This window comes from Streptomyces sp. NPDC005485, assembly GCF_040606085.1.
Lineage (GTDB): Bacteria > Actinomycetota > Actinomycetes > Streptomycetales > Streptomycetaceae > Streptomyces.
Map to the genome: position 1 here is coordinate 74,558 of NZ_JBEXDZ010000008.1, position 26,902 is coordinate 101,459.

Below are 26,902 nucleotides of genomic sequence, written 5' to 3' on the forward strand. Positions count from 1 at the left end.
ACACGCTTTCGAGGAATTACAGCCCGGGGATCAGGGAGATGAGCAGGTCGATGATCTTGATGCCGATGAAGGGCGCGATCAGCCCGCCCAGGCCGTAGATCCCGAGGTTGCGCCGCAGCAGCCTGTCCGCGCTCACCGGCCGGTACTGCACGCCGCGCAGGGCGAGCGGCACCAGCGCGATGATGATCAGCGCGTTGAAGATGACGGCCGAGAGGATCGCGGAGTCCGGTGAGGACAGGCCCATGACGTTGAGCTTGTCCAGGCCCGGATAGACGGCCGCGAACAGCGCCGGGATGATCGCGAAGTACTTCGCGACGTCGTTGGCGATGGAGAACGTCGTCAACGCACCGCGCGTGATGAGGAGTTGCTTGCCGATCTCGACGATCTCGATGAGCTTGGTCGGGTTCGAGTCGAGGTCGACCATGTTGCCGGCCTCCTTGGCGGCCGACGTGCCCGTGTTCATCGCGACGCCGACATCCGCCTGCGCCAGCGCCGGCGCGTCGTTCGTACCGTCGCCGGTCATCGCGACCAGCTTGCCGCCCGCCTGCTCGCGCCTGATCAGGGCCATCTTGTCCTCGGGAGTCGCCTCCGCGAGGAAGTCGTCGACACCCGCCTCCTCGGCGATCGCCTTGGCGGTCAACGGGTTGTCGCCCGTGATCATGACGGTCTTGATGCCCATCCGGCGCAGCTCGTCGAACCGCTCGCGCATGCCCTCCTTGACGACGTCCTTGAGGTGGATGACGCCCAACACCCGTGCGCCGTCGGCGTCCTCGACGGCCACCAGCAAGGGCGTGCCGCCCGCCTCGGAGATCGCGTCGGTCAGCTCGGCCGCGTCCTCGGCGACCGCCCCGCCCTGCTCCTTCACCCACGCGACGACCGAACCGGCCGCGCCCTTGCGGATCTTGCGTCCGTCGACGTCCACCCCCGACATCCGGGTCTGCGCGGTGAACGCGATCCACTCGGCGCCGGTCAACTCGCCCTGGGTCCGCTCCCGCAGCCCGTACTTCTCCTTCGCCAGTACGACGACGGAGCGGCCCTCGGGTGTCTCGTCGGCCAGCGAGGAGAGCTGGGCGGCGTCGGCGACCTCGGCCTCGGCCGTGCCGCGCACCGGCACGAACTCGGATGCCTGGCGGTTGCCGAGCGTGATGGTGCCGGTCTTGTCCAGCAGCAGGGTCGAGACATCGCCCGCGGCCTCGACCGCCCTGCCGGACATGGCCAGTACGTTGCGCTGCACCAGCCGGTCCATGCCCGCGATACCGATCGCGGACAGCAGCGCGCCGATCGTCGTCGGGATCAGACAGACCAGCAGCGCCACCAGCACGACCATCGTGAGGTGTGTGCCCGCGTAGTTCGCGAAGGGCGGCAGCGTGGCCACCGCGAGCAGGAACACGATGGTCAGCGACGCCAGCAGGATGTTCAGCGCGATCTCGTTGGGCGTCTTCTGCCGGGACGCGCCCTCGACCAGGCTGATCATCCGGTCGATGAACGTCTCTCCGGGCTTCGTCGTGATCTTGACGACGACGCGGTCGGAGAGGACCTTCGTGCCGCCGGTGACGGCGCTGCGGTCGCCGCCGGACTCACGGATGACGGGCGCCGACTCGCCGGTGATCGCCGACTCGTCCACCGAGGCGACCCCCTCGACGACGTCACCGTCGCCGGGGATGATGTCGCCCGCCTCGCAGACGACCAGGTCGCCGATGGTCAGCTCGGTGCCGGGGACCTGTTCTTCCACCGAGCCGTTGAGCCGCCGGGCCACCGTGTCGGTCTTGGCCCTGCGCAAGGTGTCCGCCTGCGCCTTGCCGCGGCCCTCGGCGACTGCCTCAGCCAGGTTGGCGAAGAGCACGGTCAGCCACAGCCAGGCGCTGATCGCCCAGCCGAACCAGTCCCCCGGGTCCTTGAAGGAGAAGACCGTGGTCAGGACGGACCCCACCAACACCACGAACATCACAGGGGACTTGACCATCACCCGCGGGTCGAACTTGCGGAAGGCGTCCGGCAGCGACCTGAGCAGCTGCTTCGGGTCGAAGAGACCCGCGCCGACGCGCCCCTCGGGGGGCTTGTGCCCGGTCGGTGCATCCTGATGGGGCGCAAGGGTGGGAGTGGACGTGGACATGGAGTCCTCTGTCTTCGTTACGTCGGTGGTCATGACGCCAGCCCCTCGGCCAGCGGACCCAGCGCCAGCGCCGGGAAGTAGGTCAGACCGGTGATGATGAGGATCGCGCCCACCAACAGGCCGGTGAACAGCGGCTTTTCGGTGCGCAGGGTGCCGGCGGTCGCCGGGACCGGCTGCTGCTCGGCGAGCGAACCCGCCAGCGCGAGGACGAACACCATGGGCAGGAAGCGGCCCAGCAGCATCGCCAGCCCGATCGTGGTGTTGAACCACTGCGTGTCGGCGTTCAGACCCGCGAAGGCCGAGCCGTTGTTGTTGGCGCCGGACGTGTAGGCGTACAGGATCTCGGAGAATCCGTGCGCCCCGCTGTTGGTCATCGAGTGGCCCGGGGTGGGCAGGGCCATCGCCACGGCGGTGAAGACAAGTACCAGCGCCGGGGTGATGAGGATGTAGCAGGCCGCGAACTTGATCTCGCGGGTGCCGATCTTCTTGCCCAGGTACTCGGGGGTGCGGCCGACCATCAGACCGGCGATGAACACCGCGATGATCGCCATGATCAGCATGCCGTAGAGGCCGGAGCCGGTGCCGCCCGGCGCGATCTCGCCGAGCTGCATGCCCAGCATGGTGATGCCTCCGCCGAGCCCGGTGAAGGAGGAGTGGAAGGAGTCCACCGCGCCGGTCGAGGTGAGAGTGGTGGACACCGCGAAGATGGAGGAGGCGCCGACGCCGAAGCGGGTCTCCTTGCCCTCCATCGCACCGCCCGCGAGCTCGAACGCCGGTCCATGGTGCGCGAATTCGGTCCACATCATCAGCGCCGTGAAGCCGGCCCAGATGGTCACCATCGTGGCGAGGATCGCGTAGCCCTGCCTCAGCGAGCCGACCATGCGGCCGAAGGTGCGGGTCAGCGCGAACGGGATGACCAGCAGCAGGAAGATCTCGAAGAGGTTGGAGAAGGGGGTCGGGTTCTCGAAGGGGTGGGCGCTGTTGGCGTTGAAGTACCCGCCGCCGTTGGTGCCGACCTCCTTGATGGCCTCCGTCGAGGCGACCGCACCGCCGTTCCACTGCTGCGAGCCGCCCACGAACTGGCCGACCGAGTGGATCCCGGAGAAGTTCTGGATCGCGCCGCACGCGACGAGCACGATCGCGGCGACGACGGACAGGGGCAGCAGGATACGTACGACGCCACGCACCAAGTCGGACCAGAAGTTGCCGAGTTCACCGGTGCGGGACCGTGCGAAGCCGCGTACGAGGGCGACCGCCACCGCGATGCCGACGGCGGCGGAGACGAAGTTCTGCACGGCAAGGCCGGCGGTCTGCACGACGTGGCCCATGGCCTGCTCGCCGTAGTACGACTGCCAGTTGGTGTTGGTCACGAACGACGCGGCGGTGTTGAACGCCTGGTCCGGGTCGATGGACCTGAAGCCGAGCGAGCCGGGCAGCTGCCCCTGGACGCGCTGAAGGACGTACAGGAAGAGGACGCCCACGGCGGAGAAGGCGAGGACACCGCGCAGATAGGCGGGCCAGCGCATCTGGGTGTTCGGGTCGGCACCGATGCCCTTGTAGATCCACCTCTCGACGCGCAGGTGCCTGTCGGAGGAGTAGACCCTGGCCATGTGGTCGCCGAGGGGACGGTAGGCGAGCGCCAGTGCCGCTATGAGCGCGAGCAGCTGGAGGACGCCGGCGAGGACGGGGCTCATGTCGTGCTCAGAACCTCTCCGGGAAAACCAGGGCGAGGACGAGATAGCCCAACAGGGCGACGGCCACGACGAGCCCGACGATGTTTTCGGCGCTCACAGCTTCGTCACCCCCTTGGCGACGAGGGCCACCAGCGCGAACACCGCGATCGTGGTGACGACGAAGGCCAGGTCGGCCATCGCATGCTCCTAGATGAGGTTCGAATCGATGATGTGCCCATCGATCTGACGGTTAGAGCAAACCGCCGTTTCAGGCCGTCACCGGATTCGTTGACGGCCTTCATACGGCGCCCCACCCGCTCTTGACGGACCCCATACGCGGCCACCCCACCACCCCTCACCCGAGGATTGAGTACGTCCCCTGAGTACAAGGACGGTGCCCGCAACGGCGTACGGCGGCTTTGATCAAGGCCATGCAGACGACGACGCCCTCCCCGGCCCCCGCGCCCTCCCCCACCCCGCAGAAGCCGGAGCGGGTCTTCGGCCGGGGTCAGATCGTCGCCGTGGCCGTCGCTCTCGCCTTCGTCGTGCTGTTCGCTCTGGCGGCCAAGGGCTGTGAGTCGATCGAAGGCGGCCGGGTGCGCTCGACCGAGGAGTTCCGGGTCTACGTACGGGACACGACGCGCACCGGCGAGGAGGCGTACTACCAGCTGACGCCGACCCCCACGGGCGCGCCGTACGCCGAGAAGGAGGGCAGCTCGTCCTGCGTCGACGACTTCGGCTTCGACGACAACGGCGTCACCCGCGACCAGCCGATCTTCACCTGGGACCTGCGTTTCGCGAGCACCGGGGACTACCGCACCGCGGTGAAGGGACTCAAGGCCACCTGGAAGAAGCAGGGCCACAAGGTCAAGGACCTGCCGGCCCCGGCCCCGGGCGAGCCCGGTCACGGACTCCCCGGCATCACCACCACCCTCGACGACGGCATCGAGGTCACCGTCCACCCCGGCTACTACAGCGGCAAGCCCGAGCTCCGGGTGGAGGGCGCGTGCACGCGGTACGACGACACGTACGGCGACAGCTACGACTACATGTACGACGACAACGGCGACGGCACCGTCGACGAGTGGGAGAAGCCCGGCTACTGACACCGGCCGATGAGCCGCCGCGGCCGAACCCTGTCGCCGCCCCCGCCTCGCCGGACTTCCGGCCCCCGCCTCGCCGGTCTTAACGGAAGCTTGACGCGATCGGCCTCTCATCCGTGGGCCCACGGATAACTCTCTGCTTACGCTGGTCCAGCCGTCGCCCGATGGCCGAAACCGTTCGTATAGCCGTACGTCTGGAGAGCCCGTCGATGGCCACCACCGACCACGCCCGCACGAGTCGCCTGCGCGCGTGGATGCTGGAGGGCCTGGCGGACATCGGCAAGGCCGGCCGGCAGCAGCCCGCGCAGACCGAGCCCGAAGCCCGGCCCGGGCACACCCCGCCCGAGCACAAGGGCCAGCGCTGGTGGCGGGTCATGTGCCTGACCGGCGTCGACTACTTCTCCACCCTCGGCTACCAGCCCGGCATCGCCGCCCTGGCCGCCGGACTGCTGTCACCGGTGGCGACCATCGTGCTGGTGATAGTCACCCTCGCGGGCGCGCTGCCCGTGTACCGGCGGGTGGCCGAGGAGAGCCCGCGCGGCGAGGGCTCGATCGCGATGCTGGAGCGGCTGCTGACGTTCTGGAAGGGCAAGCTGTTCGTCCTCACCCTGCTCGGCTTCGCCGCCACCGACTTCCTGATCACCATCACCCTGTCGGCGGCGGACGCCTCCACCCACCTGGTGGAGAACCCGCACCTGACCAGCACCCTGCACGACAAGCAGATGGTGATCACCCTCGTCCTCGTGGCCCTGCTGGGCGCGGTGTTCCTCAAGGGCTTCCTGGAGGCGATCGGCGTCGCGGTCGTCCTGGTCGGCATCTACCTGGGCCTGAACGTCGTGGTCGTGGTGGTGGGGCTGTGGCACGTCATGACCCAGGGCCATGTGGTCACCGACTGGACCACCGGCCTCACCGCCGACCACGGCAACATCTTCGCGATGATCGGCGTCTCGCTCCTCGTCTTCCCCAAGCTGGCGCTGGGCCTGTCCGGCTTCGAGACCGGCGTGGCCGTCATGCCGCACGTCGAGGGCGACCCCGACGACACCGAGGAGAACCCGAAGGGCCGTATCCGGGGCACCAAGAAGCTGCTGACGACCGCCGCGCTGATCATGAGCGTGTTCCTGATCGCCACCAGCTTCATCACCACCCTGCTCATCCCGGAGAAGGAGTTCGAGTCGGGCGGCCAGGCCAACGGCCGCGCGCTGGCCTATCTGGCCCACCACTACCTCGGCGGCGCCTTCGGCACCGTCTACGACGTGTCGACGATCGCCATCCTCTGGTTCGCCGGGGCCTCCGCCATGGCCGGGCTCCTCAACCTGATGCCCCGCTACCTGCCCCGCTACGGCATGGCCCCGCACTGGGCCCGCGCCGTGCGCCCCATGGTGATCGTCTTCACCCTCGTCGCCTTCCTCGTCACCTGGATCTTCGACGCCGACGTCGACGCGCAGGGCGGCGCCTACGCCACCGGCGTCCTCGTCCTGATGTCCTCCGCGGCGATCGCGGTGACCATCGCCGCCCGCCGGGCCGCGCAGAAGGGCTGGACGATCGGCTTCGCGGTCGTCTCGGCGGTCCTCCTCTACGTCACCGTCGTCAACGTCATCGAGCGCCCCGACGGCGTGAAGATCGGCGCCTGCTTCATCGCCGGGATCATCCTCATCTCCCTGCTGTCGCGGCTTGCCCGCGCCTTCGAGCTGCGCGTGACCAGCGTGTCGCTGGACCCAATGGCGGAACGTTTCGTCCGCGATATCGCCAGCCGCCGCATCCGGTTCATCGCCAACGAGCCCGACAACCGTGACAAGGCCGAGTACCGCGACAAGATCGAGCAGATCCGCGCCGACAACGACGTCCCGGTCCAGGAGGACTTCGTCTTCGTCGAGGTGACCGTCCTCGACCCCTCCGAGTTCGAGGCGGGCCTGACGGTACGCGGCGAGGTGCTGCACGGCCGCTACCGCATCCTGACCCTGGAGTCCTCCTCCATCCCCAACGCGCTGGCCGCCCTCGTCCTGCACGTCCGCGACACCACCGGCTGCATCCCGCACATCTACTTCGAGTGGACCGAGGGCAACCCCTTCACCAACTTCCTCCGCTTCTTCCTCTTCGGCCAGGGCGAGGTCGCCCCCGTCACCCGCGAGGTGCTGCGCGAGGCCGAGCCCGACCGCACGCGACGGCCGCGGGTGCACGTCGGCTGAGCGGGAGCACCCTTCAGTCGCTGCCGACGCCCACCGTGAAGCCGATGACCGCGCCGCCCCCGTCCCGCCGGAAGGCGAACGGCGCCCCGCCGTGGGCCGTCGCCACCTCCCGGACGATGGACAGGCCGAGGCCCGAGCCGGGCAGGCTGCGGGCGTCGGCGGCGCGGTAGAAGCGGTCGAAGACCCTGATGAGGTCACCGTCGTCGATACCGGGACCGCGATCGAGCACCTCGACGCGGACGTTCCCGATGCCACCACCGGCAGTGGTGGTGCCCGTGACGGCGATCTCGACGGCCGCCTTGCCGCCGCGGTCGAACTTCACCGCGTTCTCCACGAGGTTCGACACCGCGCGCTGCAGCGCGGCGGGACGCCCGTCGACCGTCGTGGAGCCGCTCCTGCGGACGGTGATCTCACGGCCGCTGCGGCGGCGGGCGAGCAGCGCGACGTCCTCGGCGACCTCGGCGAGGTCGATACGCCGCATGGGTTCCGTGTCGGACTGCCCGGCCGCCAGCGCGACCAGCTCGTTGACGAGGTCGGTCAGCTCGCGGGACTCCTGGGCCAGGTCGGCGACCAGTTCCTCACGGGCGGCGGGCGGCAGTTCACCGATCCGGCGCAGCATCGAGATGTTCGTACGCAGCGAGGTCAGCGGCGTACGGAGTTCGTGTCCGGCGTCCTGGACCAGGCGCCGCTGGTCCTCCTCCGACTGGGCGAGCCGACCCAGCATCCGGTCGAAGGACCGGCCCAGCCGCGCCACCTCGTCGTATCCGGTCACCGGCACCTGGATGCCGAGCCGCCCGGTGCGCGCCACGTCCTCGGCGGCCCCGGCCAGCCGCACCAGGCGGCGGGTGATCCGGCGGGCCAGCCACCAGCCGGAGAGCCCGGCGGCGAGCACGACGGCGAGTTCCAGCAGCACGGTGCGCTGCTGTAGTTCGTTGAGCAGGTCCTCCGTGTCGCTGAACTCCTGCGCCACCTGCACCGCGCCCCGGCCGCCGCCCAGCGCGACCGTCGCCACCCGGTAGCGGCCGTCGCCGACCTGGACCTCCTTGTGCTCCACGAGCGTGCCCGCGGTGCGGGCGGCGGCGATCCCGCGGTCGTCCGCGCCGACGGGCAGGGCGGGGTTGCCGCGGTCGTCGACCGCCCCGCTCGCCGCGAGGACCTGCACGTTCGTACGGCTGGGTCTGATGAGGTCGTCGCGCGGCCCGTCGTGGTCCGGATCGGGGTCGGCCGACGCGAAGTCCTCGGGCACCAGCGCGCTTGCGCGCACCTGGTCGCGCAGGTCCTGCACCACCTCGGCGAAGACGGTCTGCTGGTCGACCCGGACGAGCCGGGCGGCGGCGTGGTAGCTCAGGAAGCCGACGAGAACGGTGACGGCGGCGGCCACGGCGGCGAACGACACGGTGAACGTCGTACGCAGCGAGGACAGCCGGCGCAGGGAGGGCGGTACCCGCAGCTGCGGGGGCACTCAGTCCTCCCTCAGGACATACCCCACACCCCGCACCGTGTGGATCAGCGCAGCGGCGCCCGGCTCGTCGAGCTTGCGCCGCAGGTAGCCCACGTAGACGGCCAGGTTCTTCGAGCCCGGGCCGAAGTCGTAGCCCCAGATACGGTCGTAGATCGTGGCGTGGTCGAGGACGATGCCCGCGTTGCGCACGAGCAGTTCGAGCAGCTCGAACTCGGTGCGCGTCAGCTCCAGTTCGCGAGTCCCGCGCCAGGCCCGGCGCGCCTGCACATCCATCCGCAGCCCGGCGACGGACACCTGTCCGGGCGGCGCCTTCACCGCCTGTACGTCGGCGGGGGCGCCGCTCTCCGGGGAGGTGCGCCGCAGGAGGGCGCGCAGCCGCGCGAAGACCTCCTCGACGTCGAACGGTTTCACCACGTAGTCGTCGGCGCCCGCGTCCAGGCCCGCGATCCGGTCGGCCGTCTCCACGAGCGCGGTGAGCATCAGGATCGGCGTACGGTCGCCCTCGGCGCGCAGCACCCGGCAGACCTGGAGGCCGTCGATGCCGGGCATCATCACGTCGAGGACGAGCACGTCGGGCGGGGTGCGGTGGGCCTGGGCCAGCGCCTCCACGCCGTCGGCGACCGCGGTCACCTCGTAGCCCTCCAGCGTCAGCGCGCGTTCCAGCGCGTGCCGGATGGCGCGGTCGTCCTCGGCGAGCAGCAGATTCTGGGGCACGTCACCAGTCTGCCAAGACCGCGGCCCGCCACCACCCGATGCCCAGGCTCCCGGCACGCTTCTTACCGGCCTCTCACTGGGGGCTGCGCCCCCAGACCCCCGCTGTCGGCCTGAACGGCCTCGTCCTCAAACGCCGGACGGGCTAAGAATCAGCCTCTACACCTGCCGCAACGCCGCGAGCTGCTGCTCGAACGGTACGACCTGGAACGCGTCCACCGAGGTGATCGCGCCCTTGAGGGAGCGGGGCGCGATGGCGGCGGTGGTGTCGGTGTCAGGCACCGCGGCCGAGACCGAGGCCTCCGCACCGGCGCCCATGAACCGCGCCAGCTCCGCCCCGGCCCGCTCGATCCGCCCCTCAAGACCCTCGTCCCCCCAGTCCTCCGAGGCCGCGTACACGGCGGTCGGCAGGACCAGGGCCCGCAGGTAGGAGAAGAGCGGCCGAAGCGCGTGCTCGGTGACGAGCGAGTGCCGCGCGGTGCCGCCGGTCGCGCCGACGAGCACCGGCTTCCCGGTGAGGGAGTCCTTGTCGATCACGTCGAAGAAGGACTTGAAGAGCCCGCTGTAGGACCCCGAGAACACCGGGGTGACCGCGATCAGGCCGTCCGCCGCGGCGACGGCGTCGAGCGCGGCGGCCAGCCGGGCCGCCGGGAACCCGGTGACCATGTGGTTCGCGATGTCGGTGGCCAGGTCGCGCAGTTCGACGACCTGGACGTCGACGTCGGCATCCGGACCGGCGTGCCGGACGGTCGCCGCGGTCAGCCGGTCGGCCAGCAGCCGGGTCGACGACGGGACGCTCAGCCCCGCCGAGACGACGACGAGCTTCATGCGACGGTCACTTCCTGGGCGGCGGCCACACGGGCCGCGTGGGTCGGCGCGTCCGGCACATTCGCCGGCCGCCCCTTGGCGAACTCCTCGCGCAGGACCGGCACGACCTCCTCGCCGAGCAGGTCGAGCTGCTCCAGCACGGTCTTCAGCGGGAGCCCGGCGTGGTCCAGCAGGAACAGCTGGCGCTGGTAGTCACCGGCGTACTCCCGGAAGGACAGCGTCTTCTCGATCACTTCCTGCGGGGAGCCCACGGTCAGCGGGGTCTGCTCGGTGAACTCCTCCAGCGACGGCCCGTGCCCGTACACCGGCGCGTTGTCGAAGTACGGCCGGAACTCCCGTACGGCGTCCTGCGAGTTCTTGCGCATGAACACCTGCCCGCCGAGCCCGACGATCGCCTGCTCCGGGGTGCCGTGCCCGTAGTGGGCGTAGCGCTGCCGGTACAGCTCGACCATCTGCTTCGTGTGGTCGGCCGGCCAGAAGATGTTGTTGTGGAAGAAGCCGTCGCCGTAGTACGCGGCCTGTTCGGCGATCTCGGGCGAGCGGATCGACCCGTTCCACACGAACGGCGCGACCCCGTCCAGCGGACGCGGCGTCGAGGTGAAGGACTGCAGCGGCGTGCGGAACTTGCCCTCCCAGGTCACCACGTCCTCGTCCCACAGGCGGCGCAGGAGCGCGTAGTTCTCGACGGCGAGATGGATGCCGTCGCGGATGTCCTTGCCGAACCAGGGGTAGACCGGCCCGGTGTTGCCGCGCCCCATCATCACGTCGACCCGCCCGTCCGCGACGTGCTGGAGCATCGCGAAGTCCTCGGCGATCTTCACCGGGTCGTTGGTGGTGATGAGGGTGGTGGAGGTGGAGAGGATCAGCTTCTCGGTGCGGGCGGCGATGTAGCCGAGCATCGTGGTCGGCGACGACGGGACGAACGGCGGGTTGTGGTGCTCGCCGGTCGCGAACACGTCGAGTCCGACCTCCTCGGCCTTCTGCGCGATGGTGAGCATCGCCTTGATGCGCTCACCCTCGCTCGGCGTACGCCCGGTCGTCGGGTCGGGCGTGACGTCACCGACGGTGAAGATCCCGAACTGCATGGCTGCTCACCTTCCGCAAGGTTGTTGATTGTTCAACTATACCCACAGAACCGAGGGTCCGCGCCGCCTATTCCCGCTTCCACCGGGCGAGCGCCCGGACGTCCGATCCCACCCCGGACGTACGATCCGGTCATGGCCGCACCCCGTCGCGACACCCGCGGGATCGTCGACCCGTCCGCGCTGCTGACCCGCGTACGGTTCCGCCGCCACGAGCCCGCCGAACCGCTGCGCCGACACGTCGAGACGTACTGGTTCATCGACTGGGACCTGCCCGAGCCGTACGCCTCCCACATCGTTCCGCACCCCTCCGTCAACGTCAGCTTCCAGTGGGACGAGGACGAGGGGGCGCCCCACGGCGAGGTCACCGGCGTCGCCCTCGGCCTGTTCACCAGGAAGCTGACCGGGCGGGGCCGGGTGTGCGGGGCGAAGTTCTGGCCGGGCGGCTTCCGGCCGTACGTGCCCGGGGTACCGGTGTCCCGGTGGACGGGCCGCGTGCTGCCCGTCCAGGACGTGTTCGCGCCGACCCCCGAAGACATGGCCCACTCGGTCGTCAGCCCCGCCGACGACAAGGACCGGGTGGCCGCGCTCGACGCGTTCCTGCTCTCCCTCGCCCCGGCCCCCGACCCACAGGCCGACCTCGCCATGGGCCTCGTCGACCGCATCCGCGCCGACCGCACCGTGCGCCGCGTCGCCGACTTCGCCGACACGGAGGGCCTCTCGGTGCGGGCGGTGCAACGCCTCTTCGCGGCGTACGTGGGCGTCAGCCCGAAGTGGGTCATCCTGCGCTACCGCATCCACGAGGCCCTGGAACTCGCCGGCACCCGCCGCGACGTCGACTGGTCCACCCTGGCCGCCGACCTCGGCTACGCCGACCAGGCCCACCTGGTACGGGACTTCACTGCGACGGTGGGGGTCCCGCCGACGGCGTACGCGAGCGGCGCGGCGGTCTAGCCCGTCCGGCGTTCGAGGACGAGCGCGAGGCGCGACAACCCACTTCGAATAACAGCTTGACCTCCGGCCCATACTGCTGCACATTTATCTGCGTGACACAGATACTGCACGACACAAAGGAAACGGAGTCCGCCCGGCGCCGCTGGGCGATCCTCGGCGTGGTCCTCGCCGCCGACGTCCTCGACCTCCTCGACTCCACGATCACCAACATCGCCGCCCCCACCATCGCGGGCGACCTCGGCGGCGGCACCGGCCTCATCCAATGGCTCGGCGCCGCCTACGCCCTCGCCCTCGGCGTACTGCTCGTCCTCGGCGGGCGGCTCGGCGACAGGTACGGGCGCCGCCGCCTCTTCCTCGCCGGACTCGGCGGCTTCACCGCGGCCTCGGTCGCGTGCGGCCTCGCCGTGAACCCCGAGTCCCTCGTCGTCGCCCGCCTGCTCCAGGGCGCCTTCGGCGCGCTCGTCATCCCGCAGGGCTTCGGCATCCTCGGCGCCACCTGGCCGCGCGACCAGATGGGCAAGGCCTTCAGCCTCTTCGGGCCCGTGATGGGGCTCTCCGCCGTCGGCGGACCGATCCTCGCCGGGTTCCTCATCGACACCGACATCGCCGGACTCGGCTGGCGGTCGATGTTCCTCATCAACCTGGTCCTCGGCGGCGCGGCCCTCCTCGCCGCCGCCCGGCTCCTGCCCCGCGACACCGGCGACCGCACGGTCTCCGTCGACGGCCCCGGCTCCGCCCTCCTCGGCGCCGCCATGCTCGGCCTGCTCTCCGGCCTCATCGAGGGCTCGACCAACGGCTGGACCACGGCCCCGTTCCTGCTCATCGCCGCCGGGCTCGCCTCCTTCGCCGCCTTCTGGCACCGCCAGCGCACCGCCGCGAACCCGCTGATCCAGCCCTCCCTGCTGCGCAACCGCGGCTTCACCTCAGGACTCGCCCTCGGCGTCGTCTTCTTCGCCGCCGTCGCCGGACTCCTCTACGTCGTCTCGCTCTTCCAGCAGCAAGGCCTCGGCCGTTCCCCCGCGGGCGCCGCGCTCGGCCTGGTCCCGCTGTCCGTCGGCATCGTCGTCGCGTCCATCGCCTGCCACCAGCTGATCGGCAGGCTCGGCCGCCGGCTCGTCCTCGCCGGGCTCCTGATCACCCTCACCGGCACCGGCTACCTGCTCGCCCTCGTCGCCCACTCCGGCACGGACACCGGCACGTGGGCCCTCGTGCCGCCGCTGCTCATCGTCGGACTCGGCATGGGCACCTGCTTCGGCACGGTCTACGACGTCGCGATCGGCGACATCGACCCCAGCGAGGCGGGCAGCGCGGGCGGCTCGCTCGGCGCGGTGCAACAACTCGCCAACGCGATCGGCGCCGCCGCCGTCACCACCGTCTACTTCAAGACACTGCACACGCCCGAGGCGGGCGGCGGCGAGGCCCACGCCACGATCATGAGCCTCACCGTCGTCGCCGCCGTCACCCTCCTGTGCCTCCCCCTCGTACGGCTTCTGCCCCGCAAGGCACAGGACCAGCACCACTGAGCGCCCGGGCTGCACAGCGCACATGGCACTCAGGGCACTCAGGGCACGAGCACCAGACGCCCGCGCAGGCCGCCCTCCGCCAGCCGGGCGTGCGCCTTGGCCACCTCGTCCAGCGCGTACGTCTCGGCCACCCGCAGCGTCAGCACCCCCTCGTCGACCAGCGCCGCCAGCTCCGCCAGGCGCGCCCCGTCGGGGCTCACCTCCACGGCGTCCGTGCGCACACCCCGCACGGACGCCGGCTGCGCTCCCGGGATGACACCGGAGAAAGCGCCGCCGTCGCGCACCCACTCCAGCGCCGCCTCGCCGAGGATCGCCGCGTCGAGCACCGCGTCCACGCTGCCCGGCTCGACGGCGCCCGACACGACGTGGGCCGCGCCCAGCGACCGTACGAGCTCCTCGTCGTCCTCGCGGGCCAGAGCGGTCACGGATATCCCCCGGTGGGCGGCGAGTTGGACCGCGTAGCCGCCGACCGCGCCCGCCGCGCCGGTCACCAGCAGGTGCCGGCCCGGCTCCAGCGCCAGCAGGTCCAGGGCCTGGGAGGCGGTGAGGGCGTTCAGGGGCAGGGTGGCCGCGTGCACCGCGTCGGCCGAGGCGGGCGCCTTGGCCACCGCGTCCGTGTCCACGACCACGTAATCGGCGTGTGTGCCAAGGGACTTGGCGGTGCCGTACACCAGCGCCACCACCTCGTCACCGACGCTCCACCCGGTCGCCACGCCCACCGCGTCGACTGTCCCGGCCACGTCCCAGCCCAGTCCGAGCCGCTTGCCCGCGCCCCCGAAGACGCCCGAGCGCACACCCGCGTCCACCGGGTTGAGCGCGGCGGCGGCCACCTTGATCCTGACCTGCCGGGCGGCCGGCTCCGGCACCGCGACCTCGGTGATCTGCACTGCCTCGGGCCCGCCGAAGGACTCCACTGTCACAGCACGCATGTCAACTCTCCCCATTACAAGGTGGTTTGTGCAGGTTTCCCTCCCTGCTGCGACAACCTTAGGAAGAGCTACTATCTCTTGGTAAGTAGGCACCTGAAGGTGCGTAGGTCACCCAGAAGTGAGCCGGGACCCCTTCCCGGGCGAACCGATACCGAGAGGTGCACCATGGCGACGACGACAGCGGCCCAGCGGCGCGAGCAGGCACGCATCGAGTACGACGCGTTCATCAAGGGCTGCCCCACCAACCAGCTCCTCGACCGCATCAGCGACAAGTGGGTCAGCCTCGTCGTCAGCGCCCTCGCCGACGGGCCGATGCGCTACAGCGACCTCGGCCGCAAGATCGCCGGCGTCAGCCCCAAGATGCTGACGCAGACCCTGCGTTCACTCGAACGCGACGGCCTCGTCTCCCGCACCGTCACCCCGTCCGTGCCCGTCCGCGTCGACTACGAACTCACCTCGCTCGGCACCAGCCTGACCTGCCTGCTCAGCGCCGTGAAGGACTGGGCCGAGGGCCACATCGAGCAGGTCAACGAAGCCCGGGAGCGCTACGACTCCGACTCGGCCGCCGCCTGAACCCCGGGTTCGTCGAGTTCCCCGCCCCGCAACCGGGCGACCTGCGCCGCGCTGAAGTCGACCGTGCGGCGCATATGGCCGATGATCAGGGCGAGTTCGGTGTCGTCCACCTCGTCGAAGAGCGCGAACCAGCCACCGCCCAGCCGGTCCCACATCCGCCCGAACTCGGCGACCTTCTCCGGCACGGTCGCCACCAGCACCCGGCGCCGGTCGACGGCGTCCCGCTCCCGGACGACGTACCCCGCCTTCTCCAGCCGGTCCACAAGGCGCGTCGCCGACCCCGTCGTCAGCCCGGTCAGCTCCGCGATCCGGCCGGTCGTCACCGGCCCTTCCTCCAGCCCCAGCAGGTTCAGGCACTGCAGATCCGTCGGATGCAGCCTCAGATGGTCGGCGAGGGCCTGGTTGAACAAGGCATACGACGCCATGTAGCGACGCGACACCGTGGCCAGCTCGCCCAGAAGCCCCTCACGCGCTGTCGCGGCCATGCCCACGCCCTCTCGTCTTCGCCTTCGTCTTCGGTGCCCTGTTTCTCTGCGCCGTGCAGAAAGCGTACGACGCAGACGTACGAAGCCCACCGGCGCGGCACCACATCACGGACGCGGCCCTAGAACACGTACGAGTCCCCGGTGTCCAGCGCCAGGACCTGCTGCCGGTCGTTCACGTGGTTGCGGTCCACCGCACCGCCGCTCCACAGCGTGTCGATCCGCAGCGTCACCTCCGAGGGCACCTCCCGCAGCCGTACCCGCAGCCTGATCTCCTCCCCCAGCCCGTCCGCCGCCAGCGCCCCCGTCCGGCACACCACCGTCCGCACCCCCGACCGCGCGCACCCCTGCGGCAACTCCTGCCGGACCGCGAGCGGCCGCGACCAGCGCAGCCGCACCGTCGCGTCGGCCACGGCGCTCGGGCCGTGGTTCTGCGGCGTCAGCCGGAGATCGACCTGCCCGGCGTCCATGGAGACAGCCCCGTGATAGGCGAGATCGGCCTCGGGATCCAGGGCCGCGGCGGGCGAGACGGCCCCCACCGCCAGCACCACGCCCGCACCCACCGCGCCGAGAACTCCGCGCACACTCAGAATCCGCATGACGTCGTTTCCTTCACATAGATCGCCGGTTCATCTGATCTATCCCACCTCCGGCCGCTGCCAGGCGCCGTCCATCAGGTGACGGACGAACCCGCCCGCCCCGCATGCCACAGTGACCGCATGCTCATCGCCCGCTCCGCCGCGCTCTTCGTCGTCGCCGCGCTCTTCGAGATCGGCGGCGCCTGGCTGGTCTGGCAGGGCGTACGCGAACACCGCGGCTGGCTCTGGATCGGCGCCGGCGTCATGGCACTGGGCGTGTACGGCTTCGTCGCCACGCTCCAGCCGGACGGCGAGTTCGGCCGCATCCTCGCCGCGTACGGCGGGGTCTTCGTCGCCGGCTCGATCGCCTGGGGCATGGTCGCGGACGGCTACCGCCCCGACCGCTGGGACGTGACGGGCGCGCTGATCTGCCTCGCGGGCATGGCCGTGATCATGTACGCGCCTCGCGGCGGCAACTGACCGCCGAAGCCCCGGGCCACCCTCCGGCCGACCTTCCGCCCCCTCGCCCCCACCCCGGACCGTTCGACGCCGACCTGCGCGGCCCGCCTATCCTGGCCGGGATCCCCGTACGCCGTGTCCCGCGCGCCGTACACCCGCGATACCCGCACATATGCCCGAGGAGCAGCTCATGACCGCCCCCGCCGTGCCCGCAGGCCCCTCCCGCATCGCCGTCGTCACCGGCGCGAGCAGCGGAATCGGCGCGGCGACGGCCCGGCAGCTCGCCGCGGCCGGATACCGCGTCGTGCTGACCGCGCGCCGCAAGGACCGCATCGAGGCCCTCGCGGAGGAGATCAACGCGGCGGGCCACCAGGCGGCGGCATACACCCTCGACGTCACGGACCGCACGGCCGTCGACGAGTTCGCCTCCGCCTTCAAGACCATCGGCGTCCTGGTGAACAACGCGGGCGGCGCGCTCGGCGCCGACACGATCGCGACCGGCGACCCGGCGGACTGGCGCCAGATGTACGAGACGAACGTCATCGGCACCCTGAACATCACCCAGGCCCTGCTGCCCGCCCTCACCGCGAGCGGCGACGGCACGGTCGTCGTCCTGTCCTCCACCGCCGGCCACGGCACGTACGAGGGCGGCGGTGGCTACGTGGCCGCCAAGCACGCCGAGCACGTCCTCGCCGAGACGCTGCGCCTGGAGATCGTCGGCACTCCGGTGCGGGTCATCGAGGTCGCCCCCGGCATGGTCAGGACCGACGAGTTCGCGCTGACCCGCTTCGGCGGCGACACCGAGAAGGCGGCGAAGGTGTACGCGGGCGTCGCCGAGCCCCTCTCCGCCGACGACGTCGCCGACACCATCACCTGGGCCGTCACCCGCCCCAGCCACGTCAACATCGACCTCCTAGTCGTGCGCCCCCGCGCCCAGGCGTCGAACACGAAGGTCCACCGGGAGCTGTGATGTCCGAGGAGCCCACCGAGGCGACGCCGGGCGACCTCGCCCACGAGAAGCGCCGCCTGGCCCAGGAGAAGAAGAACGAACGCATCGTCTGGTACTACCTCGCGTACTTCCTCTTCGGCATCCACATCGTGGCGTTCGTGATGATCTACGCGGTGATGCACGCGAAGTGATCGGACCCGCTGAGCGGCGGTCACTCGCGACGCGCACGCCAGGTGGCGAACAGCGCGACGCCACTGGTGGTGACGGCGGCGAATGCTTCGGGACCGGCAAGGACGAAGAGGAACGCGGCCAGAGCCAGCAGCGCCAGCAGCGCGATCAGGTCCAGCACGCGATCGCGCAGGGCAGGCGGGCCGGACGGCGAAGCGGGCGCGTCCGGGCCGGAAGGGCGTGAAGTCGGGTTCTGGTTCTCGCTCATGGCACCAGCTCACCGCGACCGGGCCCCGCAGATCACGGTTAGCGAACAAGCTCGCCGCAGACGGATCAGCGCGGAACCACGCCGTACGCACGCATGATTCGGCCGTACACAGGCCTCGTACGGCGCTGTTCGGCAAGTACGGTGCTGTTCGGGAAAGTTCGGCGCCCTCCGCGCATTCCCCCCTACCCTGGATCCTCCACGCACGGCGTCGGGGGGACGCGCATGACTCAGGCGGACGCGTACAGAAGTGGCACGGCGTCGGACGACGAGGACTTCCCGCAGCAGTTGAGGCACTTCGCCGCGGATCTGCGCAAGCTCCGCATCGACCAGGGCAGCCCCACTCTCCGTCAGATCGCCAACCGCGCGGTCGCGGAGCGCCGGCTGTCGGCCACGGCGGTCAGCGAGGCCTTCAACGCCAAACGGCTCCCGCGCCAGGACTTCGTGATGGCACTCGTCCGCACCCTCCTCTCCTACGACCACGACGGCCGCAAGCAGGCGATCACCAGGGACGACCCACGGCTGAGCGACTGGCGCATACGCTGGCAGCGTCTCGAACACCTCCGCATCGAGCACCAGCGCGACGCGTCGGCCTCCGAGGCGCCTTCCCCGGACCCGGCCGAGGTCTACAGCCCGCTCTTTGGGTCGGCCTCGTTCAGCGAGAGGCCCGATCCCGGGGCGGAGAGCGCACAAACACAAGCGACCGGGCTGGCCGCCGCCATGCTGCTGAGTGCCCTGGAGCGCGGGGAGAGGATCTCCCTGCCCTCGCTCGCGGTCTACGCCGAGGAAATTCGTACGGTGGCCTTCAGCCCCGACGGAAGCCTGCTGGCAGTGGCCTGCCACGACGTGTCGCTGTGGGACCCGGTGACGCGCCGGCAGGTAGGCCCGCCACTCACCGGCCATCAAGGCTCCGTCTCGACCCTGGCGTTCTCGCCCAACGGCAGGCTGATCGCCACCACCGGTGCGGACGGGGCGATCTGGCTGTGGGACACGGAGACCCGACAGCGGCTCGGCGGACCCCTGACCGCCCACCAGCACACCGTGACCACCCTCGTCTTCTCTCCCGACGGAAGCCTGCTCGCCTCCAGTGACAGCGCGGAGACGGGGACGGTGTGGTACACCGACACCTGGAACGCGGCGGTGACGACTCCACGCACCTGCACGATGGCGTTCTCGCCCAACAGCGAGTTCCTGGCCATCGGAGCGCCGGACGGGGCCGTGCAACTGCGCCGCCTCTCCGCCGTGGAGGTCGAGGTGACCATACGGGCCGGTCGTACCTCCCTGCAGGCGTTGGCGTTCTCTCCGGACGGCCGACTGCTCGTCACCGCGGTCGACGACCACGCCCTGCGGATCTGGGACACCACGAGCTGGGATCTCGTCCGCGAGCGATTCATCGACGTGACCGCCCATTTCCAGGCACTGGCCTTCTCGCCGCCCGGACGCTTGTTCGCGACCAGCACCGGCGAGGGCACCGTGCAGCTGTGGGACAAGAACACACAACGGGCCCTCAGCCTCCCACTGACCAACGACAACCCCGCCACGACGATCGCCTTCTCACCGGACGGCCAACTGCTCGCCACGGGCGGCAATGACGGATCGGTACACCTCCTGATCGCCAACCCTCCGGCCCTCTCGGTCTCGCAGCCTGAGGGCTTCACCGTCGCGATCGACGTGATCTGAACCCGTACGCTCCCTCCGTGTGACCAGAGCGAACAGACACATACCCTTCGATCGGCTGCACAACTTCCGCGACCTGGGCGGATACACCACCGACGACGGCCGGGCGGTCCGCTGGGGCCGCCTGTTCCGCTCGGACGGCCTCGGCAAGCTGGCCGAGGGCACCGCGGACTGGGACGCCTTCCTCGGCCTCGGCATCCGCACCGTCATCGACCTCCGCTACCCCTGGGAGATCGAGGCGAAGGGCCGCGTCCCCGAGCACCCGTCCTTCACGTACCGCAACCTCAGCATCGAGCACCGCCCGTACGACCAGGCGGCGTTGACCCCGGACGTGGACCCCGGCCCCTACCTGGCGGCCCGCTTCGCGGAGGTGGCGGAGGACGGCACGAAGGAGATCCGCGAGGCGCTGAAGCTGATAGCCGAAGCGGGCGAGTCGGAGGCCCCCCTGGTCTTCCACTGCGCCTCCGGCAAGGACCGCACGGGCCTGCTGGCCGCGCTGGTCCTTTCGCTCCTCGGTGTCCCCGAGCAGACGATCATCGAGGACTTCACCCTCACGGAGCTGGCCACGGCCCGCCTGGTCGCCGACTGGCAGACGGCCCACCCGGGCAGTGAACCGACCTGGCCCGGCTACGGCAGGGCCCCCGCCGAGGTCATGGCCCTGTTCCTCGCGGACCTGCGAACCCGCTACGGCTCGGTCCAGAGGTATGTCACGGAGACCCTGGGCCTGGACGACTCACTGCCCCGGACCCTTCGCGCGAACCTCCTCGAACAGCCGTCCCCTGAGCCCGAGTTGACGTTCCGCAAGGCCGACGAGAACGACCTCGCCACCCTGGTCCGCCTCCGCGACGAAGCGGCCCGCTGGCAGCAGCGGACCGCCCCCGACATCGCCCAGTGGACGCCGGGCCAGCTGGACGAGACCCACTTCCGCACCCGCATCCAGGAGGGCGAGGTCTGGCTGACCCACCTGGGCACGACCGTCGTCGGCGCCTGGGAACTCTGGTGGAGCGACCCGGCCGCCTGGGGCACCCAACCCCCCACAGCCGCCTACATCCACCGCCTGATGACCGACCACACCACAGCCCCGCCGGGCACGGGCCGCCGCATGCTCACCGAAGCGGAACACCGCATCACCGCCTCCGACCGCACCCTCTCCCGCCTGGACTGCATCTCCACCAACCCGCACCTGCGCGCGTACTACGAGGGCGCGGGCTACAAGGTCGTAGGTGAACAGCCCATGAAGGACGGCCGTCAGGGCAGCCCGTACGCGGTGACGCTCCTGGAGAAGCGGCTCAAGTAACCCACACGGGTGAACCGGATAGATCACCCATACCCCACCCGAACTCGCGATCTAGGCTCGCGCCACAACATCAAAACGACGGCCCTCGGCCGGGATAGCCGTCCCGACCGAGGGCCTGACCATCAAGGAAGGCAGACTTCCCTGTGGCTGAACGCGAGCCTAGCGCGCACCAATTCACGCTGGACGATGCCCTCGGCGTCGACACGACGGGGTTCATGGACCTGAAAGACCCCAACTACGCCTACATGTTCGGCTTCTTGCAGGCCGACGGACACCTTGCTCAGCAGTCGAGGCAGCGAGGGCGTCTGACTGTCGAGATCCACGCGCGGGACATCGAGCTCTTCCGCGAGTTCCAGAAGCTGACGCCGTACAACAGCAGCATCAGAGAGCGCACCCGGTCCACGAACTTTGTCGAGACCGCCCATTCGGCAATCTGGACCCTCTGCTCTCTTGAAGCCAGGACCCTGCTCAACGGCCTCGGCTTGCCCTACGGCCGCAAGTCCAAAGAGATTGCCCCGCCACGCGGGCAGTTCGCACCCCGCGACTACCTCCGCGGCGTCATCGACGCCGACGGCTCGGTGGGCTACACGGGCCAGGGTTACCCGTTCATTTCTCTCACCACGCAGAGCACAGCCATCGGCGCCTACCTGTGCTTCTACGCCGGGAAGATCACTGGAGCCGAGCGCACCCTGAAGCGCAACGCCCGCGACGGCATCTACAACATCCTCTACACGAAGGAGAACGCCCAGGAGTTGGCAGCCCACCTCTACTACAAGGACTGCCTGTCTCTAAAGCGTAAGCAGACGTCGGCCGACTCCCTGGGCGCTTGGATCCGCCCGGCAGACATGAGGGTCGCTCCCGACCGCCGCCGCTGGAACGGCTGGGAGGACCGCGTACTGCTGAGGTTGAACAACGACACGGCGTCAGCCAAGGAAAGAACTCGGCCGAACCGAGAAGAGCTGCTACATCCGGCTCTGGCGCCTGCGGACCGGGCAGGTCCCGATGCCGACCGATCGATGACAAGCTGAGCGAGATCCCCGGCCCCCGCCGGGGATCTCGCCCGTCAACCCTTCACACAGATGAACTGCTTCAACTTCGCCACGACCTCAACGAGATCGCGCTGCTGCTCCATCACCTGGTCGATGTTCTTGTAGGCACCCGGAATCTCGTCGAGCACGCCGGAGTCCTTGCGGCACTCCACACCCCGCGTCTGCTCCTCCAGATCCCGCACCGAGAAATGACGCTTCGCGGCATTACGGCTCATACGCCGACCAGCCCCGTGCGAAGCCGAGTTGAAAGCCTTCTCATTGCCGAGACCCTTCACGATGTACGAGCTGGTGCCCATCGAGCCTGGGATGATGCCGAACTCTCCGGCCCTAGCACTGATTGCACCCTTGCGCGTGACCAGCAGGTCCATCCCTTCGTACCGCTCCTCCGAAACATAATTGTGGTGGCACGACACCTCGGACTCGAAGGCGGGCTTCGCCTTCTTGAACTCCCTGCGGATCACGTCCTTCAGAAGCGCCATCATGATCGAGCGGTTGTACTTGGCGTACTCCTGCGCCCAGTAGAGATCGTTTCGGTACGCCGCCATTTGCGGAGTGTCCGAGACGAACACCGCAAGGTCGCGATCAACCAGGCCCTGGTTGTGCGGGAGCTTCTGAGCAACGCCGATGTGGTGTTCGGCCAGCTCCTTACCGATGTTCCGGGAACCGGAGTGCAGCATCAGCCAGACCGAATTTGTCTGATCCAGACACAGTTCGATCATGTGGTTGCCTCCTCCGAGCGTTCCCATCTGCTTGGTGGCCCGCTCCTCACGGAACTTCACCGCCTCAGCAACCCCGTCGAACCGCCCCCAAAACCCATCCCACCCCGCCGTAGCCATCCCATGGAACCGCCCCGGCTCGACCGGGGATTCGTGCATCCCCCGCCCCACAGGAATCGCCTGCTCAATCTTCGACCGAAGTCGCGACAGATCCCCCGGCAGGTCATTCGCAGTCAGCGATGTCTTGACGGCGGACATCCCGCACCCGATGTCGACCCCCACCGCCGCCGGGCACACCGCGCCCTGCATGGCGATGACGGAGCCGACCGTGGCGCCCTTCCCGTAATGCACGTCCGGCATCACGGCGAGGCCCTTGATCCAGGGCAGGGTGGCGACGTTCTGGAGCTGGCGCAGGGCCACGTCCTCGACCGACGCGGGGTCGGCCCACATGCGGATGGGGACCTTCGCGCCCGGCACCTCTACGTATGACATTGCGTCCTCATTCCCCCGAAAAAACAACAGAAGTCTTAAATCGCAAAACCGGCGCCAAGATCGACGTTTGGGACAACGGACCGGCGTCCACGGCCGTGCGTGCGATACACATTGTCTCCAGGGGCCGCCCCCGTGCGGCAAGCGAATAACCAGCGGGCTTCGTTGTCGAAGCGACGCCCCGACCCCGTCGAGAGGAGCCTGACCGTGCAGCGGAAGGCGTATGTATCCGGCGTCGCCGCGCTCCTCGCGGTGGTGCTGGCCGGCTGCACCGGCGGTTCGGGGAGCGGGGAGCAACCGGACGACTCGAAGGCGGGCGGTTCCACCACGACGGCGCCCGCGGCGCAGCCGGGCAAGTACCGCACGCTTCCGGAGCCCTGCGGCGCGGTGAGCCACGACACGCTCGACACGCTGCTGCCCGGCATCGGGCAGATCGCCGACGAGGAGCAGCGCGAGAAGGAGTACGAGGGCGAGGCCACGCCCACGTACGACACGGACCGGCGGGTGGGCTGCCGCTGGAAGGTGGAGTCCACCTCCGCGACCGATCACCTCCTGGTGGACTTCGAGCGCGTGGTGTCGTACGACAACGCGGTCAGCGACGACAGCAAGGCCGAGGAGGTCTACGCGACCAAGGAGACGGCGGCGGACCTTCCCGAGCCCGCCGCGGGCTCCACCGGCTCAAGCGACTCGACCGACTCCACGGGCTCCCCTTCGGGATCCGCATCCGCGGACGGCGAGAGTGCCGACGCGGCCGCCCCCTCCGGCACCGCGAGCGCGAGTGAGACGCCTGCCGCCCTCCAGCCCCGCACCCTCGACGGTCTGGGCGACGAGGCGTTCCTGAACGACAAGCTCAGTGCGTCGGGTTCGACGGCTCAGCAGCGCACGGTGACTGTGGTGTTCCGCACGTCCAACGTGATCGTGACGATCGAGTACGACGAGCAGCCGACCGCTTCCGCCGAGGCTCCGGACAGCAAGGAACTGCAGGACAGGGCGGAGAATCTGGCGCAGAAGCTCGCGGAGACGTTCAACGGCTGAGGGGCCGGGCGGGGTGGTCGGCGGTCTCCCGCGAACCCTCCGATTCAGGACCGCACTCCTCTCTCACCGCGTACCGTGGCCCCTCGGACCCGACCGTCTCGCATGATCCACATGTGAGCGACCCCCGAGCGCCCTGAGTGCCATGAGTGAAGGAACCATGTACCGACCCGCACAGCGTGCCCAGCGAGTACAGCGATTCAACCGCCTCCTTGTCGGCGCGGCCGCCGTCCCGGCGCTGCTCCTCGTCGCCGGCTGCTCCTCGGACTCCGGTTCAGGGTCCGACTCCGGCGACCAGGGCAAGGCGTCCGCGAGTTCCGGTGCGTCGTCGTCCGCGAGCGGTTCGGCGAACGCCGTGAAGGCGGCGGCGTACGCGAAGCTGCCCGAGCCGTGTGCGGTGCTGTCGAAGAAGACTCTGGGCGAACTGGTCCCGAAGGGGGTCAAGTCCGCCAAGGAGGGCAAGTCGGGTGATACGGACGATCGCAGCAGCTGCTCCTGGAACAGCCTCGACAACAAGGGCGTGAAGGGTTCCCAGTTCCGCTGGCTGAACGTGTCGCTGCTGCGCTTCGACTCGGACGCCTCGCGCGGTGAGGGCGACAAGCTCGCGCAGACGTACTACGAGAAGCAGGTCAAGGACGCCCAGGCGGTGACCGGTGCGAAGGGCACCAGGTCGCAGCCGGTGGCCGGGACGGGCGACGAGGCGACGGCGGTGCGCTACGACCTGAAGAAGAAGGAAGGCACCTTCAAACAGCAGACGGTCGTGGCCCGCGTCGAGAACGTCGTCGTGACGCTGGACTACAACGGTGCCGGTCTCGCCGGTGACAAGGCGCCGAGCGCGGACGACCTGGCGAAGGCCGCGGAGAAGGCCGCCAAGGAGGCGGTCGCCGCGGTGGCCGCCGCGAACGGTGACGGCGGTGGCAGTGGCGGCCAGGCGAGCGCCTCGCCCTCCAAGAGCGCCGCTCCGTCGAAGTCGGCGTCCAAGTCGGCGTCCCCGTCGAAGTCGGCTTCGAAGTCGGCGTCCCCGTCGAAGTCCGCGACGAAGAAGAGCTGACGTCTGCGCCCCAACTCGCAGCTCAGCCAAGCCTTTTGCAGGAGCCCGGCCGCCGTGGTGGCCGGGCTCTCGCCGTACCGCCCGCCCGTGCGCCGCACACATGTGCCACTCTGTTGCGCGCAACAGCATGTAAGGGGAGGGGAGTACAGGTGGCCGGGCCACTTCAGCTGACACGGATGCACCGGATACTCATCGGCGTGGTCGTCTCCGGTGCGGTCGTGATCGCCGGTATCGGCTTCGCGGGGTCGTACGCGGCCGTCCGCGCGCTGGCCCTGAAGAAGGGTTTCGGGAACTTCTCGTACGTCTTCCCGATCGGCATCGACGCGGGTATCTGCGTCCTGCTCGCGCTCGATCTGCTCCTGACGTGGATCCGGATCCCGTTCCCGCTGCTGCGCCAGACGGCGTGGCTGCTGACGGCGGCGACGATCGCGTTCAACGGCGCGGCGGCCTGGCCGGACCCGCTGGGCGTGGGCATGCACGCGGTGATCCCGGTGCTGTTCGTCGTCTCGGTCGAGGCGGCGCGGCACGCGATCGGCCGCATAGCGGACATCACGGCCGACAAACACATGGAGGGCGTCCGGCTCACGCGCTGGCTGCTCTCCCCGATCCCGACGTTTCTCCTCTGGCGCCGGATGAAGCTGTGGGAGCTGCGTTCCTACGAGCAGGTCATCAAGCTGGAGCAGGACCGTCTCGTCTACCAGGCCCGCCTGCACTCCCGTTTCGGCCGCGCCTGGCGCCGCAAGGCCCCGGTGGAGTCCCTGATGCCGCTGCGGCTGGCCCGCTACGGCGTCCCCCTGGCGCAGACGGCGCCCTCGGGCCTGGCCGCGGCGGGCATCGAGCCCGCGCTGCTGCCTCCGGCTCCCGTCCCCGTACCGGAGCCGGAGCCGACTCCCGCGCCGGTGCCGCTCCAGGCCGCCCCCGCGCCGCAGGTGCAGCGTCAGCTGGCCTCTCCGGATCCGGAGCACGGGCGCACCGCCGAGGAGCCCACGCAGGAGGAGAACCCCTGGTTCCCGCCGCCCCGGCAGGACGTCGTCTACGAGGGCGGCTACGACCCTTCGTTCGAGGCTCCGCACGACCCGTCGTACTCGCCGGAGCAGGAGGCGTGGCAGTGGTACGACGAGCAGCACCAGGCCCCTGCGGGTGAGCCGTCCGCGGAGGAGACGGGCACGTTTCCGATCCCGACGGGCGCCGGTGAGCGCACCCGGCAGCTGGGTGAGGGCGGTGGGGCCCCGGCGGCTCCGGAGCCGGACGAGGAGGCCTACTACCAGGTCTTCAAGCAGTCGATAAACGGCAGCTATCCGACGCCGCGTGAGCTCATCGGCAATGTCGAGGCGGAGTTCGGCACCAGCCTTCCCGCGGAGGATGCGAAGCGGATGGTGAATCGCTTCTCCAGCCGTCACAACGCGGAGCTGGAAGAGGACCACATCGCGTAGTCGGCCCGGCTGACGACGGAAGGGGGCGCCCGGGGTTCCACCGGGGCGCCCGAACGGGTGTGGCGGGGGCGACGCGGCCCGCCGCATACACCACCCGGGCGGGGCGCCCGCCCGGTGGCT

Annotated in this window: 26 protein-coding genes; 14 read left to right on the plus strand and 12 right to left on the minus strand. The window is 69.9% G+C overall.

Features of this window, described 5'->3' with window-relative positions:
• Window positions 1–16 precede the first annotated feature (16 nt).
• From kdpB to kdpF, 3 genes are read right to left on the minus strand one after another with little or no spacing between them, the layout of a single operon-like run.
• Window positions 17–2,146, minus strand: coding sequence for a potassium-transporting ATPase subunit KdpB (gene kdpB / locus ABZS97_RS05230; protein ID WP_356133726.1), 2,130 nt, complete (start codon window positions 2,144–2,146; stop codon window positions 17–19).
• The gene (gene kdpA, locus ABZS97_RS05235; RefSeq protein WP_356133728.1) at window positions 2,143–3,807 is read right to left on the minus strand and encodes a potassium-transporting ATPase subunit KdpA; all 1,665 of its coding nucleotides are present in this window, start codon (window positions 3,805–3,807) and stop codon (window positions 2,143–2,145) included. The genes kdpB and kdpA overlap by 4 nt, the downstream gene beginning before the upstream one ends.
• Window positions 3,808–3,814: 7 nt before the next feature.
• Window positions 3,815–3,904 carry a K(+)-transporting ATPase subunit F gene (kdpF, locus tag ABZS97_RS05240; RefSeq protein WP_073491767.1) on the minus strand — a complete coding sequence of 30 codons (90 nt, stop codon included), beginning with the start codon at window positions 3,902–3,904 and terminating at the stop codon, window positions 3,815–3,817.
• 313 nt (window positions 3,905–4,217) lie between these two features.
• Here kdpF and ABZS97_RS05245 point away from each other — a divergent pair, with 313 nt between their 5' ends.
• Entirely contained in the window at window positions 4,218–4,892 is a 675-nt protein-coding gene (locus ABZS97_RS05245) for a hypothetical protein (RefSeq protein ID WP_356133731.1), read from the plus strand.
• Between the two features lie 206 nt (window positions 4,893–5,098).
• Complete coding sequence (locus tag ABZS97_RS05250) at window positions 5,099–7,075, plus strand: amino acid transporter (RefSeq protein ID WP_356133783.1); 1,977 nt, start codon at window positions 5,099–5,101, stop codon at window positions 7,073–7,075.
• Between the two features lie 13 nt (window positions 7,076–7,088).
• On the opposite strand, the gene ABZS97_RS05255 is transcribed toward ABZS97_RS05250, so the two are convergent.
• The 4 genes from ABZS97_RS05255 to ABZS97_RS05270 form a co-directional block, all read right to left on the minus strand.
• Entirely contained in the window at window positions 7,089–8,537 is a 1,449-nt protein-coding gene (locus ABZS97_RS05255) for a HAMP domain-containing sensor histidine kinase (RefSeq protein ID WP_356133733.1), read from the minus strand.
• The gene (locus ABZS97_RS05260) at window positions 8,538–9,239 is read right to left on the minus strand and encodes a response regulator transcription factor (RefSeq protein ID WP_356133785.1); all 702 of its coding nucleotides are present in this window, start codon (window positions 9,237–9,239) and stop codon (window positions 8,538–8,540) included.
• Window positions 9,240–9,407: 168 nt separating this feature from the next.
• Window positions 9,408–10,076: a CE1759 family FMN reductase gene (locus tag ABZS97_RS05265; RefSeq protein WP_356133735.1), complete on the minus strand. Its 669-nt coding sequence runs from the start codon at window positions 10,074–10,076 to the stop codon at window positions 9,408–9,410.
• Window positions 10,073–11,161: an LLM class flavin-dependent oxidoreductase gene (locus ABZS97_RS05270; RefSeq protein ID WP_356133737.1), complete on the minus strand. Its 1,089-nt coding sequence runs from the start codon at window positions 11,159–11,161 to the stop codon at window positions 10,073–10,075. The genes ABZS97_RS05265 and ABZS97_RS05270 overlap by 4 nt, the downstream gene beginning before the upstream one ends.
• Before the next feature lie 132 nt (window positions 11,162–11,293).
• Between ABZS97_RS05270 and ABZS97_RS05275 the strand changes: the two genes are divergently transcribed.
• The gene (locus ABZS97_RS05275; RefSeq protein ID WP_356133739.1) at window positions 11,294–12,112 is read left to right on the plus strand and encodes an AraC family transcriptional regulator; all 819 of its coding nucleotides are present in this window, start codon (window positions 11,294–11,296) and stop codon (window positions 12,110–12,112) included.
• 92 nt (window positions 12,113–12,204) lie between these two features.
• The gene (locus tag ABZS97_RS05280; protein ID WP_356133741.1) at window positions 12,205–13,635 is read left to right on the plus strand and encodes an MFS transporter; all 1,431 of its coding nucleotides are present in this window, start codon (window positions 12,205–12,207) and stop codon (window positions 13,633–13,635) included.
• 38 nt (window positions 13,636–13,673) lie between these two features.
• Here ABZS97_RS05280 and ABZS97_RS05285 read toward each other — a convergent pair whose 3' ends face one another.
• Complete coding sequence (locus ABZS97_RS05285) at window positions 13,674–14,564, minus strand: NADP-dependent oxidoreductase (RefSeq protein ID WP_356133743.1); 891 nt, start codon at window positions 14,562–14,564, stop codon at window positions 13,674–13,676.
• Between the two features lie 165 nt (window positions 14,565–14,729).
• On the opposite strand from ABZS97_RS05285, the gene ABZS97_RS05290 reads away from it, so the two are divergent.
• Window positions 14,730–15,137 (plus strand): helix-turn-helix domain-containing protein, encoded by a 408-nt coding sequence (locus ABZS97_RS05290; protein ID WP_356133745.1) that lies wholly within the window; start codon window positions 14,730–14,732, stop codon window positions 15,135–15,137.
• Here the strand turns inward: ABZS97_RS05290 and ABZS97_RS05295 are convergent.
• Window positions 15,110–15,622, minus strand: a complete 513-nt coding sequence (locus tag ABZS97_RS05295; protein ID WP_356133747.1) for a MarR family transcriptional regulator — start codon at window positions 15,620–15,622, stop codon at window positions 15,110–15,112. The two genes, ABZS97_RS05290 and ABZS97_RS05295, sit on opposite strands and share 28 nt — an antisense overlap.
• A gap of 119 nt (window positions 15,623–15,741) precedes the next feature.
• The gene (locus tag ABZS97_RS05300) at window positions 15,742–16,218 is read right to left on the minus strand and encodes a hypothetical protein (protein WP_356133749.1); all 477 of its coding nucleotides are present in this window, start codon (window positions 16,216–16,218) and stop codon (window positions 15,742–15,744) included.
• A 120-nt stretch (window positions 16,219–16,338) separates the two neighbouring features.
• Between ABZS97_RS05300 and ABZS97_RS05305 the strand changes: the two genes are divergently transcribed.
• The 3 genes from ABZS97_RS05305 (at window position 16,339) to ABZS97_RS05315 (ending at window position 17,796) form a co-directional block, all read left to right on the plus strand.
• Complete coding sequence (locus ABZS97_RS05305; protein ID WP_356133751.1) at window positions 16,339–16,677, plus strand: YnfA family protein; 339 nt, start codon at window positions 16,339–16,341, stop codon at window positions 16,675–16,677.
• Between the two features lie 169 nt (window positions 16,678–16,846).
• Entirely contained in the window at window positions 16,847–17,626 is a 780-nt protein-coding gene (locus ABZS97_RS05310; RefSeq protein ID WP_356133753.1) for an SDR family NAD(P)-dependent oxidoreductase, read from the plus strand.
• Window positions 17,626–17,796: a hypothetical protein gene (locus ABZS97_RS05315; protein WP_356133755.1), complete on the plus strand. Its 171-nt coding sequence runs from the start codon at window positions 17,626–17,628 to the stop codon at window positions 17,794–17,796. Before ABZS97_RS05310 ends, ABZS97_RS05315 begins: the two co-directional genes overlap by 1 nt.
• A 20-nt stretch (window positions 17,797–17,816) precedes the next feature.
• On the opposite strand, the gene ABZS97_RS05320 is transcribed toward ABZS97_RS05315, so the two are convergent.
• Window positions 17,817–18,041 (minus strand): hypothetical protein, encoded by a 225-nt coding sequence (locus ABZS97_RS05320; RefSeq protein WP_356133757.1) that lies wholly within the window; start codon window positions 18,039–18,041, stop codon window positions 17,817–17,819.
• Window positions 18,042–18,263: 222 nt separating this feature from the next.
• Between ABZS97_RS05320 and ABZS97_RS05325 the strand changes: the two genes are divergently transcribed.
• From ABZS97_RS05325 to ABZS97_RS05335, 3 genes are all read left to right on the plus strand, one after another.
• A complete protein-coding gene (locus ABZS97_RS05325; protein ID WP_356133759.1) occupies window positions 18,264–19,718 on the plus strand; it encodes a WD40 repeat domain-containing protein in 1,455 nt (484 codons plus the stop codon).
• A 19-nt stretch (window positions 19,719–19,737) separates the two neighbouring features.
• Window positions 19,738–21,012, plus strand: coding sequence for a tyrosine-protein phosphatase (locus ABZS97_RS05330; RefSeq protein WP_356133761.1), 1,275 nt, complete (start codon window positions 19,738–19,740; stop codon window positions 21,010–21,012).
• A gap of 143 nt (window positions 21,013–21,155) precedes the next feature.
• The gene (locus tag ABZS97_RS05335) at window positions 21,156–22,040 is read left to right on the plus strand and encodes a hypothetical protein (protein ID WP_356133763.1); all 885 of its coding nucleotides are present in this window, start codon (window positions 21,156–21,158) and stop codon (window positions 22,038–22,040) included.
• Between the two features lie 35 nt (window positions 22,041–22,075).
• Here the strand turns inward: ABZS97_RS05335 and ABZS97_RS05340 are convergent, their stop codons facing one another.
• Window positions 22,076–23,269 (minus strand): RtcB family protein, encoded by a 1,194-nt coding sequence (locus tag ABZS97_RS05340; protein WP_356133765.1) that lies wholly within the window; start codon window positions 23,267–23,269, stop codon window positions 22,076–22,078.
• A 204-nt stretch (window positions 23,270–23,473) separates the two neighbouring features.
• Here ABZS97_RS05340 and ABZS97_RS05345 point away from each other — a divergent pair, with 204 nt between their 5' ends.
• The 3 genes from ABZS97_RS05345 (at window position 23,474) to ABZS97_RS05355 (ending at window position 26,782) form a co-directional block, all read left to right on the plus strand.
• Window positions 23,474–24,301, plus strand: coding sequence for a DUF3558 domain-containing protein (locus ABZS97_RS05345; protein ID WP_356133767.1), 828 nt, complete (start codon window positions 23,474–23,476; stop codon window positions 24,299–24,301).
• Between the two features lie 157 nt (window positions 24,302–24,458).
• Entirely contained in the window at window positions 24,459–25,349 is an 891-nt protein-coding gene (locus tag ABZS97_RS05350) for a DUF3558 family protein (RefSeq protein WP_356133769.1), read from the plus strand.
• A 176-nt stretch (window positions 25,350–25,525) separates the two neighbouring features.
• Window positions 25,526–26,782, plus strand: coding sequence for a DUF2637 domain-containing protein (locus tag ABZS97_RS05355; RefSeq protein ID WP_356133771.1), 1,257 nt, complete (start codon window positions 25,526–25,528; stop codon window positions 26,780–26,782).
• Window positions 26,783–26,902 lie beyond the last annotated feature (120 nt).

Coding starts and splice junctions, on each gene's coding strand:
- ABZS97_RS05305 (WP_356133751.1), top strand. CDS start 16,339: ATGCTCATCGCCCGCTCCGCCGCGCTCTTCGTCGTCGCCGCGCTCTTC.
- ABZS97_RS05340 (WP_356133765.1), bottom strand. CDS start 23,269: ATGTCATACGTAGAGGTGCCGGGCGCGAAGGTCCCCATCCGCATGTGG.
- ABZS97_RS05270 (WP_356133737.1), bottom strand. CDS start 11,161: ATGCAGTTCGGGATCTTCACCGTCGGTGACGTCACGCCCGACCCGACG.
- ABZS97_RS05265 (WP_356133735.1), bottom strand. CDS start 10,076: ATGAAGCTCGTCGTCGTCTCGGCGGGGCTGAGCGTCCCGTCGTCGACC.
- ABZS97_RS05355 (WP_356133771.1), top strand. CDS start 25,526: ATGCACCGGATACTCATCGGCGTGGTCGTCTCCGGTGCGGTCGTGATC.
- ABZS97_RS05300 (WP_356133749.1), bottom strand. CDS start 16,218: ATGCGGATTCTGAGTGTGCGCGGAGTTCTCGGCGCGGTGGGTGCGGGC.
- ABZS97_RS05325 (WP_356133759.1), top strand. CDS start 18,264: ATGACTCAGGCGGACGCGTACAGAAGTGGCACGGCGTCGGACGACGAG.
- ABZS97_RS05350 (WP_356133769.1), top strand. CDS start 24,459: ATGTACCGACCCGCACAGCGTGCCCAGCGAGTACAGCGATTCAACCGC.
- kdpB (WP_356133726.1), bottom strand. CDS start 2,146: ATGACCACCGACGTAACGAAGACAGAGGACTCCATGTCCACGTCCACT.
- ABZS97_RS05320 (WP_356133757.1), bottom strand. CDS start 18,041: ATGAGCGAGAACCAGAACCCGACTTCACGCCCTTCCGGCCCGGACGCG.
- ABZS97_RS05285 (WP_356133743.1), bottom strand. CDS start 14,564: ATGCGTGCTGTGACAGTGGAGTCCTTCGGCGGGCCCGAGGCAGTGCAG.
- ABZS97_RS05315 (WP_356133755.1), top strand. CDS start 17,626: ATGTCCGAGGAGCCCACCGAGGCGACGCCGGGCGACCTCGCCCACGAG.
- ABZS97_RS05275 (WP_356133739.1), top strand. CDS start 11,294: ATGGCCGCACCCCGTCGCGACACCCGCGGGATCGTCGACCCGTCCGCG.
- ABZS97_RS05295 (WP_356133747.1), bottom strand. CDS start 15,622: ATGGCCGCGACAGCGCGTGAGGGGCTTCTGGGCGAGCTGGCCACGGTG.
- ABZS97_RS05245 (WP_356133731.1), top strand. CDS start 4,218: ATGCAGACGACGACGCCCTCCCCGGCCCCCGCGCCCTCCCCCACCCCG.
- ABZS97_RS05290 (WP_356133745.1), top strand. CDS start 14,730: ATGGCGACGACGACAGCGGCCCAGCGGCGCGAGCAGGCACGCATCGAG.
- ABZS97_RS05310 (WP_356133753.1), top strand. CDS start 16,847: ATGACCGCCCCCGCCGTGCCCGCAGGCCCCTCCCGCATCGCCGTCGTC.
- kdpA (WP_356133728.1), bottom strand. CDS start 3,807: ATGAGCCCCGTCCTCGCCGGCGTCCTCCAGCTGCTCGCGCTCATAGCG.
- ABZS97_RS05250 (WP_356133783.1), top strand. CDS start 5,099: ATGGCCACCACCGACCACGCCCGCACGAGTCGCCTGCGCGCGTGGATG.